The sequence below is a fragment of the Rhodopirellula sp. SH410 genome (assembly GCF_055811895.1).
Genome location: NZ_CM147949.1, coordinates 2,330,441 through 2,342,655 on the forward strand (window position 1 = coordinate 2,330,441; position 12,215 = coordinate 2,342,655).

The 12,215-nt window shown below is 59.6% G+C and carries 9 protein-coding genes; 2 read left to right on the forward strand and 7 right to left on the reverse strand.

Annotated features, from left to right (window positions below):
• Window positions 1–14: 14 nt before the first annotated feature.
• The 7 genes from SH410x_RS08650 to SH410x_RS08680 form a co-directional block, all read right to left on the reverse strand.
• A complete protein-coding gene (locus SH410x_RS08650; RefSeq protein ID WP_473676116.1) occupies window positions 15–1,559 on the reverse strand; it encodes a hypothetical protein in 1,545 nt (514 codons plus the stop codon).
• Window positions 1,556–2,266 carry a response regulator transcription factor gene (locus tag SH410x_RS08655; protein ID WP_473676117.1) on the reverse strand — a complete coding sequence of 237 codons (711 nt, stop codon included), beginning with the start codon at window positions 2,264–2,266 and terminating at the stop codon, window positions 1,556–1,558. The genes SH410x_RS08650 and SH410x_RS08655 overlap by 4 nt, the downstream gene beginning before the upstream one ends.
• Before the next feature lie 137 nt (window positions 2,267–2,403).
• Window positions 2,404–3,795, reverse strand: a complete 1,392-nt coding sequence (locus tag SH410x_RS08660) for a sensor histidine kinase (RefSeq protein WP_473676118.1) — start codon at window positions 3,793–3,795, stop codon at window positions 2,404–2,406.
• A 2-nt stretch (window positions 3,796–3,797) separates the two neighbouring features.
• Window positions 3,798–4,532: a UvrB/UvrC motif-containing protein gene (locus tag SH410x_RS08665; protein ID WP_473676119.1), complete on the reverse strand. Its 735-nt coding sequence runs from the start codon at window positions 4,530–4,532 to the stop codon at window positions 3,798–3,800.
• Between the two features lie 78 nt (window positions 4,533–4,610).
• Window positions 4,611–5,039, reverse strand: coding sequence for an alternative ribosome rescue aminoacyl-tRNA hydrolase ArfB (gene arfB / locus SH410x_RS08670; protein ID WP_473676120.1), 429 nt, complete (start codon window positions 5,037–5,039; stop codon window positions 4,611–4,613).
• Window positions 5,040–5,213: 174 nt separating this feature from the next.
• Window positions 5,214–5,390: a hypothetical protein gene (locus tag SH410x_RS08675; protein ID WP_473676121.1), complete on the reverse strand. Its 177-nt coding sequence runs from the start codon at window positions 5,388–5,390 to the stop codon at window positions 5,214–5,216.
• 169 nt (window positions 5,391–5,559) lie between these two features.
• Window positions 5,560–6,498 carry an esterase/lipase family protein gene (locus tag SH410x_RS08680; RefSeq protein WP_473676122.1) on the reverse strand — a complete coding sequence of 313 codons (939 nt, stop codon included), beginning with the start codon at window positions 6,496–6,498 and terminating at the stop codon, window positions 5,560–5,562.
• Between the two features lie 481 nt (window positions 6,499–6,979).
• Between SH410x_RS08680 and SH410x_RS08685 the strand changes: the two genes are divergently transcribed.
• Window positions 6,980–8,257 carry a hypothetical protein gene (locus SH410x_RS08685; RefSeq protein ID WP_473676123.1) on the forward strand — a complete coding sequence of 426 codons (1,278 nt, stop codon included), beginning with the start codon at window positions 6,980–6,982 and terminating at the stop codon, window positions 8,255–8,257.
• Window positions 8,258–8,443: 186 nt separating this feature from the next.
• A complete protein-coding gene (locus SH410x_RS08690) occupies window positions 8,444–12,166 on the forward strand; it encodes a cytochrome c biogenesis protein (protein WP_473676124.1) in 3,723 nt (1,240 codons plus the stop codon).
• Window positions 12,167–12,215 lie beyond the last annotated feature (49 nt).

The window sequence follows — 12,215 nt, forward strand, 5'->3', positions numbered from 1 at the left end:
GTACGGTTTTGATGCTATGGGTGGCAGCACTCGCGGCGCAGCGACCCGCGCGAAAATCGGCTCAGCCGCATGCCATGGGATACCATCGCGATCGCGATGAGACTGGGCATGAACACGAAAGCGGCATCGGAAAACCGACCAATCGTGGGACTGGTGAGCGCGACGAAGGCCAGCCCCGAAGCGGCATAGCTGATCGCGATGAGCGTCACGGCGCGGCGTCCGGGCGCGAAGTGCATGGCGTCCTCAACAGCGGCGTCCTCGATAGCGGTGTGCCCCCGCCCGACAAACGCTCGCGGCCAGATACAAACCACCACCGAAACGCCCGCTGCCAGAACGATCGCGATCAGAAAGATGGGATGCATGACGATGTTGGCTACCGAACCCCAGATGCCGCGACGCATCGCTAACAACCACCACCGTGCATACCGCCATGGGTACGCACGCACAATCTGACTGTCGAGCTGGGCCAATAAACGATGCTGCGCAATGGGATCATCCCCTGCGACGTTCACTGCCGCCGGAATCACGACGAGATACGTCATCGCGTCCCAACGATTTTCCAGGGTCATGTAGGAATCCGCACGGAGGGCCGGATCACTCGAAACTCGCAGATCCAGTCCATCGAGCGGTACACTTCCAAGGTGGCTCGCTCGGCCCTGCGTGTCGTTTGCCACGACAACTCGGCGTCGACCCATCTCGCTGGCCAATTCCCCGACCGGTCCCGACATCCGCTGCAATTCATCGTTGTCGAGTAGCTGTGTCGTCACAGCCGCCATGTTTTGATGGCCGAAGGGTAATACCGAAAAATCACCAGCAAAACGGTGCCGAAACGAACACCAAGCGAGCAGGATGATTAGCGGGAGTGCCCCCACCACGGCCACGTCCCGCCAACGTCGCGTCCAGGGCGGGAGCGTTCCATCACCGGCGCGAAACAACAGCATCACGATCGCCCACGGTAGCAAAAACAGATAGGCGGGGCGCAGGCTGACCGCCAACACACAGCCCATCGCGACGCCCACCGCGAGCCGCACTGAGAACCCAATCCGCCAGCCTCGTAGGATGCACGTCGCCGTGATCACGCCCAGCGACATCGCCGAGCAATCCGTCGAAATGGTCGACACGTTATCCCAGAAGGGGCAGCCGATCGCGACTGCCGCCGCCGCGCCCATTGCCGCGCCGCGGGAGAGTCCCCATTGCCGCAGCTCGATCATGAAGAACGAAACCGCGATAGCGTGTAAGACGATTTGAGTAAACACGACCAGGTACAGCCCGGCAGCTTCGCTAGACGTGATCGCTCCGGCGGCACGCAGCAGTGCCGGATACGCCGGCAATCGCGAGTGACGAGCCATCGCCTCGAGGGACGAGAACGGATACTGCTGGTAGCTGGCGGAGTCCGAGACGAGATGTGGCTGCCACCGACCCGAGAGCAAACAAACCGCCAGGAGAACAACCGTCCACCCGAGCACGGATTTCGCGTAGCCAGCGGATGGACGGGCAGCGTTTGGGAGAACAGTGGGCGTCTGAACGCGTGCCGGATCGAGCTCAGCTCGATCGTTCACTCCTCGCCGCCCTCGAGTTCCTCGCCACCCTCGAGTTCCTCGCCACCCTCAAACTCCTCACCGCCCTCGAACTCTTCACCACCCGCGAAGAAATCTTCGGCTCCCGGAGTCTTGGGATCGCTCGGAGCCCGTTTGCGGAGTTTACGCTGCAGTGACCGGCGGTGAATTCCCAATCGCCGCGCCGCTTCGGAGATGTTGTTGTTGCAATCGGCGAGAACCCGATGGATGTGCTCCCACTCATTCCGCGCCAAAGATGGGGCTGGGAACGCCAATCCGCCTTCCGGCACGATCGGTTCGTCACCGCGAACGAACGCTGAGAGAATATCGTCCGCATCGGCGGGTTTACTCAAAAAGTTAACTGCTCCCGCACGCACCGCATCAATGGACGCCGGGATGCTGCCAAATCCTGAGAGCATGATGATCCGGCAATCCGGCTTGATCTGTAGCAACCGCCGCAATAGATCCAGCCCACTGCGGCCCGGCATCCGCAAATCCAATACCGCTAAATCACTAGGATTGCGCTGGAAGATGCTCACTGCTTCCTCGTAGTTGCCCGCCGTCTGCGCTTCCAAACCGCGGCTCCGCATCGCCATCGCGAGACGCTCACGGAGCACCTCCGTGTCATCGACTAAAAGAATCGACCGAGCTCCGACGGTTTCCGCGGTACAAGCTTCCGACGGATCGGGATATTCAGGAGGTAAACTCACAAGCCGTGCCGTTGGTGAGGTAATGGAAAGTAGACGCGTCGAAGCGAGTCCAGGAACATGCCCGATTGGCTAGGAACAAGTGTCGTCGCCCTCGACAAATATTTCAACATCCCCACCGCCTTAAGATCGTGCAAGGGTCACGGCCGCGGGGCCAGCGGCAGCATGACCGTCGCAGTGGTCCCCTCGCCCGGAACGCTATGGAATTGCAGGCTTCCATCTAAGCGTGTGATCACATTGCGAGTCAGAAATAGCCCCAAACCGATACCTCGGCCAGGTTCCTTGGTCGTGAAAAAGGGGTCTCCAGCACGATCGAGCACCTCCGGCGACATGCCGTGGCCGCGATCGACGACGATGAGTGAAAGCTCTTTGCCCACCCGTGCGGCCTGCATTGTGACGGATTGTTCACTGTCGCTCGCGTCGAGCGCATTGTGCAACAGATTCCGAATCGCTTGCGCGACCGCTTCTTCAGGCAGCCAGAGCGGTTGCCGCTCCCACGCCGGCGTGTCGCAGTCGCCCGCGTTCGGTTCACCGTCCGCCACGCTCGCCAGATCCGGTTCGGGAATCCAGGGTTCTTGCGGTTCGAGAATCTCGACGCGGTGGGGATCGCGAATCCCTTCGAGCGTGGTGTCGATCAAGTCACCGAGCGTGGTGCGGTTCCATTGGTCGGCGACCGCGTCGCCAGCGGCGGTGCGCATCCGTGAAAGGATTTGCCGGCACATGTACAACTGCCCATCGATCAATCGTAGGTCGTCATCGATCGACGAGGGCTTTTCGACCGATTCGAGGTGCCGTGACAGTTCTCGGCAGGCAACATCAATGGCCGATAATGGCGTCGCGAGCTCGTGCGCAGCGCCGGCCGCGAGCGTCGTTAGGCCTTCTAAACGCATCGCGTCGGCGCGATCGGACTGACTTCGCCGCAGATCCGCTTCGCGGCTGCGGAGTTGCCGCGATGTGCGTGTGACGAAGAATGTGATCACGGTGGCGCAAGCGATGAAGGCAATGAGCGATGCGAGATCTCGCATACCCAAGTCACCGAACAAAATCAGTGAGGGGTCGATCGTGCGCACACTCAAACCCTTCACCGGCCAGGAATGGACTAGCAAGAACACGTAGCCCAGCACTGCCAGGTTCGTAAGCGTCCACGCGGCGGACCGCTCTAACATCACGCCGCCGACGGCGAGATTCACAAAGTAGAAAAAGCAAAACGGATTATCGGCCCCACCGCTGAGAAATAACATCGCCGTCAACGTCACGAGGTCGAGCGCCATCAACGCGAACGCGATGCGCAGCGGGATCAGGCTGGTCTCGTCGGGCGATGACCGCTGCTCGGACCGCAATAGCCACCATCCGTAGGCAACATTAGTGCCGACGGTGAGGGCGACAAAGAGCAGCAGCGGCACGAGCGGCAGCGGGGTCGCCGTCAGAGGCCCCGCCAAGAGAATCGTAATCAGCTGCCCAAGGCTCGCGAACGAGCGGAGTCGAAGCAACCAGAAGGCCGAACCCAAGGGCGCCGATGAAATCAACGCCATCCTCAGTGCGTTTCACGCCGCGTCAACTCATCACGCAGTTTCGCCGCCAACTCGTAGTGTTCGTGCTCAACGGCCTGGTCAAGCCGTTCCCGTAGCGTTTGTCCCACCGAGTATTCCGTCCGCAGGGACTCACGCAGGTCAATTAAACGGATGATCAATTCGTCGCTGTCGAAGTGCTCCTCGGCATCGTGCTTGACAAAGAACTCGCGGAGGGTGTCCAAACCACGGTTGATCGCCTGGATGGCCTCCTCAGGTGTATTCTCTTCGAGCTCGCCGAGCGCTTCCGCCTGCGTGCGATGAAACAGCACAAAGGGACGGTACTGCTCATGCGACGCCGACCATTCCGGATCGTCCGACAAGTCCTCGCAGACGTCCATCAGCCGCAGCGTGTGATCGGCGTCCATCACCGCCCGATGATAAAACTGCAGCCGCAGCCAACAGATTCGGCGGTGGTAAAACTGCATGAATTCGCGATCGATTTCATTGCAGTCGTGCTCGCTCAATTCATAGCCCGGCTCGTTGAGACGGCACAAATTCAAGTGTTCGAGGTAGCTGTCCGAGCCCGTGACGGACTCACCGTCGGGCCGTCCCGTCGTCTCCAACTGCAGGACACCTAGTTCGACACGCATTTGCAGCACGTCTCGCTCATCTTTGCCTTTGACCATGCGGACGTTGAGTGTCGCCGGATCGAATGCCCATCGTTCGAGCAGATCGTCCAAGTGCCGCGCGCGTTTCATGTATTTCAAAAGGTATTCAGAGCGAAAGGATGCATCAGGTAGCCTTCAGTATATCAGTCAATCGCCACAAGTGAACCTTCAATCGTCTCGCTGCGGGCGGCCACGCAGCCGTTTTTTATCCGCAAGACGGCGTTTTCCCTCGATTCGCCGCTTTTTACTGCCCAACGTGGGACGCGTCGGCGTGCGTGTTTTGGGCGGCAGGCGACACTCCAGTAGCATCGCGACTAAGCGGGCACGGACGTCGGCGAGATTGCGAAACTGATCTCGGGTTTTTTCGCTGTGTAGCACCAATTCCCCTTCGCGATTGATCCGCGTGGCGAATTGCGACGTAAAGCGATGCCGCCAGGCCTCGTCAAAGCCCGTTTGAGTCGTCGGCGTCCAACGCAGCGTTACCTTGGAATTCACCTTGTTCACATTCTGCCCACCCGGCCCACTGCTGCGACTGGCCGACCAACAGAGATCACCTTCGGGGATTATAAATCGCTTCGTCACACTCAAATCGGACATGAATTCTCAAAAAACGTGGGATTGGCGGCCAGCCGATCAGGGTGGGACGACGCGGAAATGTCACTCCGCTCTCCGTGCCGACAGCCGATAACCCGGTCAGTTATACACCAGATTTCCCGTGTCTTTGGGACGTCGACTGTATATTCGGATGATTGCATTGGCGGTGCCAGGATCTCAATGGGGGCCCCTGGCGAAGCCCAGCACGGGTTGCAACGCCCCATGCGGTACGTTGATCGGTGTGTAAGGAACGAGCGGAAAATAAGTCGCCGCACACCCCGCGGTCGGAAGGTCGATCGCGGAGCGTTCGACCACCATTTCAGACAGTAATTTTCCGCTCGTTCCTAATTTCATGCGGAAACTCCTGCACAGTTGCTTATTTCGTCTCCCACCGAGTCGTCTCCGCCGTTGCCGGGAGCCGATCGTCGGGTTGGCTCGTTGCGGGCGTGGGCATGATGTCAATTCTGTTTCTCGGATGCGTCAGGACCAGACACCTGGGCTGCGTTCGGTTTGGGAATCCCCATTAGGGTGTCAAATGCCGATCCAAAAACTCGACCGTCCACTCCTGCACCGCCTCATCGTTCATCAGAAAGGAATGCAGCACCGGGACTTGATGGATGACCTCGGCACCATCCAACTGGGCCTCCTCTAAACTGACGACGAAATCACTTTCGCCATCGACCAGCGGGTTTCGGATCGCCCCCGCTTTCAACTTGCCCGCTACGATCGCAAACGGGAACGGCGGCGTGGCGAGGTTGTCCTCGACATCCTCCCAACCCGTCCCGAGTTCCATCGCGCCGGGCCCAGCAACCCATTCAAAAACGCCCGTCGGTCCCAGTCGGCGGGCGATCGCCGCACCCTGGTTGGGTGGCCCCAGCATCACCATCGCACGGCAACGCGGCAGGATTCCTTCGGGATCACCATCGCGTTGCAAATCACCAATCAGGTGCCGGATGACAATATTCCCCATGCTGTGGCCGACAAAACAGAACTCCGCATCGGGGTGCTGCCCCGCGAGCACACGGCGCAATGCCGCCGCGGACTCCGACAAACTCGACCGCGTGCTGGCGTAACCAAACCGGATGATCTGTTCATAGCCATCTGCCCGCAGCACCTTCTCGAGCGACTTCATCGAGCCATCCGTGCGCATCAGCCCGTGCATCAATATGACCACCGGTTTGGCCGCGGGTTCGGGGATTTCCGGACAAAGTTCGTCCAGGAGTTCGGTGGAGTCGGTCTCGCTGCCCCAGCCCCGCCGGACGTTATGGGAATCGAGGATGCGGCAATGTCCCGTCAAGGCGTTGCGTTGGACTCGATAGCCACCGCGAACCTCTAAATCCGTCCACCATTGGGCCCCGCCCGCCGTCGGCAGGGCGACATTGAATTTTTTCGCCACGGTTTCGCTTTCATTCTGTCCAATCGCATGGCACGATGCGAACACGCAAATGCCGAGTGCTGTCATGACGAGGCTAAGTCTGAGAAATCGACGCTGGGTGGTTCGAAACATGCTCAGGGGGTCTGTTTTGGGGATCAAAGGGGTGAATGTACTCCGGTCTAGAGCCCACCGGATAGGCAACGCAGCGCGACCCGTCGACAACAAATGAACAAAGCGTCGCCACGTTTCTTTTCGCTCAGAGTTTTCTAGCCTCCTGCGGCCCCCCGCGACAATGTTCACCACAATGCCAGCCGGCGTGCGGATACCGGCGAGGCCGCCCGGCGACTATGATACGTTATCCCACTGGCTGCTGGTGAGAACAAAACCAACCGTTGCCGCGTTGGAAGTGTAGGAACGTACCGCAAGAGCGGTTCGGCTAGGCCAGCAGATTTGGTATCCTGGCTCAATGATCCTCGCTCGATAGATCTCGCTGGTTCGTTGGCGATAGATTGGCTCGTCACAGCGTCCTGTCCCCTGCCCCACTCCCCACCACCCTCCTGCTGCTCAATTGTCTACCTTTTCGGTTCCAGTCGGCTCGACTGCTGTGCCCTTTTTCAATGCTCTCGCTTTCACCGGCCTCCTGTTGCTGTCGGCGGGCTGTTCAAAAGAGGCGCCAATTGTCACGTATCGGATTCCAACGACGGTGCCGGCGGCGCTGGCGACGGAGGACACGCGAATGGTAGCCGCGATCCTGCCGCAGACCGATCAGGCCTGGTTTTTCAAGTTGATGGGGCGTAAATCAGCGGTCGATACGGTCGCCGATGAATTTCGCCAGTTTGTCGAGCAAACCAAGTTTGTCGACGGCGAGCCCATCATTGGCGAATTGCCGCCGAATTGGAAACGAGGCGGCAATCGGGCGATGCGGTTTGCCTCGATCGACATCAACACGCCCACCGAGCAGCTCGATCTGAGTATCTCCCCACTCTCGCGTAGCGACGACTGGGACGCACTCGTGACCAGCAACGTCAACCGCTGGCGAGGACAGGTGGGACTCGAGCCCACGACGGAAAAGTGGTCCGGCGCCGAACAGCTCGATTGGCAGCCTACGGATGCCCAAGACGCCAGCGACGATGCCGACGCGGCGATCTGGGTCGACGTGACAGGGCGTCCCTCGGAGGCGGCGTCGCCCATGATGGGCGCACCCATGATGGGAAATGCTCCCTTTGCCGGCGGCGCTGCGGGAGCGGGCGAGATGCCAGCGGACCCGCACGCGGGCCTGCCCCGATCCGCTCGCGAGGCCATCGCGGCGAAGTCGAAATCACTGCAAGAGCCGAAATCAGCGGGTGGTGCGAACGCGGCGGCGGCGACAGTTCCGGCGGCGTCTGGCGATCAGGCTGCCAGCGATCCTGCTTCAAAATTGAAATTTGAGCGGCCCGAGGGGTGGCGAGATGGTAGGATGAGTTCCATGCGATTAGCCGCGTTCAACGTTGGCCCCGAAGACGCGTCTGCCGAAGTAACGATCATCAGCGCCGGCGGTAACCTCCGCAATAATGTCGCTCGCTGGATGGGCCAAATTCGCAAATCAGCGGTTCCCGATGAAGACGTCGACGCGGCCTTTGAAGATGCTGAAAAATTGGAAATCGGTGGGCGACCGGCTCAGCGGTTTGTGCTGCTGCCGCCGGCCGCTGAGCCCGATGCGGAGGCCGACGACGCCACCGCGATCGATGGCACGGTCGTGCCGCTGGGCGATGACTTTGCCATGTTCATCAAGATGACGGGACCGGTGCAAACGGTCCAACAACAATCCGAGCAGATGAAATCCTTTCTCGAATCCCTCCACTTTTAAGAAGCTTCCGTACTGTTTTGTCACCGCGAAAGAGTTTGACGTGGCCTGCGCGAGGCTTGCGACAGATCCTCATGCAGCAGGATCTTCACAAGCTCCACGGCCCACAAACGTGTCGGTGACTTGTCCTGATTGATCACGGTTTCTTCTTTCCTCCGCCCTCCCGCCTTTTAGCCCTCGGTCTCTCCCATGGCTTCTGCTAGCTCTCCCTACACCACCGACGCTGCCGAATCCAAATCGCTGGTGCCCAAACGGTACTTCACCGCTCACGGTGTACTCGCCGCGTTCGGCTCGTTGAAAATGACCGTCGTGCTGTTCGCCCTTTCGCTGGTCCTCGTATTGGTCGGGACGCTGGCGCAGGACGAGATGAATATGCAGGAGGTTAAGCAGCGATATTTTCTGTCCTGGGTCGCACCGCTGCACATCGACGATTTCTTCCCACAAGCATTCTTTCGTCACGATCGAGCGATCCCGGGGATCATCCCGTATCCCGGCGGTGCATTGATCGGACTGCTGCTGATGGTGAATTTGATCGCCGCAAAAATCACGCGCTTTCGAGTCCAGGCCAGCGGCGGGCGGCTGGCGGCGGGGCTCGCGTTTTTAGCGATCGGAATCGGGATCGCCGCAGTCGTCGTGTTCTTGGGGCACAACGATGACGGCTTGCAAGGGACACCACCCCAGTGGCTCGGGTATGAGCGTTTATGGTCCTTGATCATGGGGATGCTGGCCATCGCCGCGGTCGCCTGCGGTGTGGCTGCATCGTCCAGCCGCTCGGTCGTCGTGCAGCGACTCGGTTATGTCGCCGCCGCCGTCCTCGCCGTCGCCGTGATCGCCTCGATCGCGACCGGTTTTCGCATTGGCGATCCCGGTTTGCGAATCGTATGGCAGTTGGCCAAGGGGCTCGGCGCCGGTCTGGTTATGTTGATTGGTTGCCAACTCGCCTTTGCGAAACAGGGCGGAAACGTCCTGTTGCACTTGGGGGTCGGGCTATTGATGGTCGGCCAGTTCACCTTTGGTGACCGCCAAACCGAACAACGCCTGAGTTTGATCGAGGGGCAGTCGACGAACACCTTCGTGAATCTCGACGAAATCGAACTTCAATTGATTCGCACCGAAGACGGTGTGCAGACCGTCACGGCTATCCCCGCGGCGAGATTGGAAGCGGCGGCGAGAGACAACGTCGTCATTGACGATCCCGCCTTGCCGCTGAAAATACGGGTGAACCAGTTCTTCGAAAACTCCAAACTCGTGAAACCCGAGGGCGTGAATCCGGCGACCAAGGGGCTCGGTTTGGAGGTTGCTGTGGCCCAACGCGACAAGTCGGGCGGCGCGAAGATGGAAACGAACCTTCCGGCGGCCTATGTCGAACTGCTCGATCCCGAGAGCGATGACTCGCTGGGGACGTTCCTCGTCACACTGATGCTCAACGACCAAGCGATGATGGTGTCCGACGGAACCAGCAAAGACGTCTTGGATTCAGTCACCGTCGATGACACCACCTACGAGTTTGGCATGCGGATGCATCGCGAGGTCAAACCCTACTGGGTGCAACTCGACGACGTCCAGCGGATCAACTGGAGTAATTCAGACACGCCGCGAGATTACTCGTCGTTCATTCGCATCGTCGATAACGAGACCGGTGAGGATCGCAAAGAACGCGTGTGGATGAATAATCCTCTGCGATATCGCGGTGAGACGTTCTATCAATCGAGCTACTCACCACTGCCCGGCGGCAAAGAGATGACGGGCCTTCAAGTCGTTCGCAACTCCGGTTGGTTGATTCCGTATGTTGCCTGCAGCATCACGGCGCTCGGCATGTTGGTGCACTTTTGGGGCACGCTGACGCGGTTCATCGCCCGTCGCCGTCGCGAAACGAACAACCTCGTCGACGCACCGCTGCAGCCCGATCCGTTCGGACGTTTTAGCGAAGAAGAACTCGCCGGCAACGTGTCCGAAACCGGCTCCGGTGCAACGAAAGTCGATCCCGCATCCGAGACCGCACCTTCGAACTGGCCGACGGCACTCTGGATTTCCGCGGTGGTTTTGTTTGCGGTTTACCTGTTACTGCCTCCTTCGTCCATGCAAAACCTGCGACGGCCGGCCGAACGAGACACATCGTTTGACTTCGTCGAAGCTGGGAAAATCCCGGTCCAGTACGGCGGTCGCGTGATGCCGCTGGACGCGTACGCACGGCAGACGCTCATCGCGATGACGAATAAGGACTCGCTGCCAATCAAGGGCACACCCGCAAAACTTCAGGACCGTGTCGACGCTCGCAAAATGTCGGCGGTGCAGTGGTTGATGGAAGTCGCGGCGGACCGCGAAGAAGTTCGCCGCTTGCCGATGTTTCGTGTCGACGCGAGCGAAGTGCTCTCCGAACTCGGTTTGGATCGTCACGAAAGTAAACTGTATTCGCTCAATGATATTGGCGAAAATCCCGAGCGGCTTAACCGGTTCACCGAGTTGGTCAAAGAGGCCGGTGAACGGGACGCGAGGGATCGCGATTTCAAAGAAAAGAAACTGATCGAATTGGACTTGCGAACGCGTCAGTACACACTCGCCGCCGCAGCATTCCGACTGCCCATCCCCGACGCGATTCCAGAGGAGTTTTTTCCGGAGGGGACGAGCGAGCAGACTCGCCAGCTGTTCGCGTTGCGAAGACTGCAAGATCGTATGGAGAGCCTTTCGAATATGAATGCTCCCACGCTGATTCCACCGTCATCGGAGCAGTCCATCTCGACCGTCAATCAGCCTCGTTGGAAAGCCTTCGCTCCCGCGTTCTTTGACATGGCCAAGGATGGACTCAGCAAGGATCAAGCCCCCGCGGGGATTCTCTCCTTCAGCGAGATGATTCGAGCCTACGGCAATGACGACCCCGCAGCCTTCAACGCCGCCGTGGACGAGCATCTCGCCGCGGTGCAGTCCTACCCGATCATCGGCTATGACCAAACCGCTGTGTCACTCGAGCGTTGGCTCGGTGGGGCGGATCCGACCTCCGTCGCGATCATCCTCTACCTCGTCGCATTCGTGCTGGGGCTGATTGCGATGGCAATCGACTCACCGCGACTGAACACCGCGGTGTGGGGAACGATCGTGGTGGCCTTCGTGGTGCATACGATCGTCATTGGATCTCGGATCTATATCACGGGGCGTGCACCGGTGATCAACCTCTATTCCTCGGCGATCTTTGTCGGCTGGGCTGCGGCCCTGTTCGGTTTGGTTATCGAACGGATTTTCCGCTATGGCACAGGCAATTTGTTGGCCGCTTTGGTGGGCTTCATCACGCTGCAGGTCGCCGGTTACTTGACGGTCGTTGGCTCCGCCGAAACCATGGGTGTGCTGCAAGCCGTGCTCGATACCCAGTTCTGGTTGTCAACGCACGTGATCACCGTGGCCCTCGGTTATGTCGCGACCCTGGTCGCCGGGATGCTGGGCATCGGATACGTCGTCTCTGAGTGGATCGGCGCGAGCGATCGGGCGAAGCGAGATTTATACCGGGTGGTCTACGGCGCATCCTGTTTTGGGATCCTCTTCAGCTTTGTCGGCACAGTGCTCGGCGGTCTGTGGGCCGACGATTCCTGGGGCCGGTTCTGGGGTTGGGATCCGAAAGAGAACGGTGCCTTGCTGATCGTGATTTGGAACGCGTTGATGCTGCACGCACGCTGGGACGGAATGGTCAAAGCGAGAGGTTTTGCCCTGCTCGCAATTGGCGGCAACATCATCACGGCCTGGAGTTGGTTCGGTACCAATGAGCTCGGCATCGGGCTGCACAGTTATGGCTTCACCGAAGGCATCCTGCAGGCGCTCGCGATCTTCTTTGCGGTGCAAATGGCCTTCATCGTCGCCGGAATTGCCGTTCCGCTCATTTCAAAAATGATGTCTCGCGGCGACCGAACGCTAGGACGCCCGTAGCTTGGGACCATTGTCCCGAGCAGGCCGGCCTGGACCGGACGGGACAGCG

Coding starts and splice junctions, on each gene's coding strand:
- SH410x_RS08660 (WP_473676118.1), bottom strand. CDS start 3,795: ATGGCGTTGATTTCATCGGCGCCCTTGGGTTCGGCCTTCTGGTTGCTT.
- SH410x_RS08665 (WP_473676119.1), bottom strand. CDS start 4,532: ATGAAACGCGCGCGGCACTTGGACGATCTGCTCGAACGATGGGCATTC.
- arfB (WP_473676120.1), bottom strand. CDS start 5,039: ATGTCCGATTTGAGTGTGACGAAGCGATTTATAATCCCCGAAGGTGAT.
- SH410x_RS08675 (WP_473676121.1), bottom strand. CDS start 5,390: ATGAAATTAGGAACGAGCGGAAAATTACTGTCTGAAATGGTGGTCGAA.
- SH410x_RS08680 (WP_473676122.1), bottom strand. CDS start 6,498: ATGACAGCACTCGGCATTTGCGTGTTCGCATCGTGCCATGCGATTGGA.
- SH410x_RS08690 (WP_473676124.1), top strand. CDS start 8,444: ATGGCTTCTGCTAGCTCTCCCTACACCACCGACGCTGCCGAATCCAAA.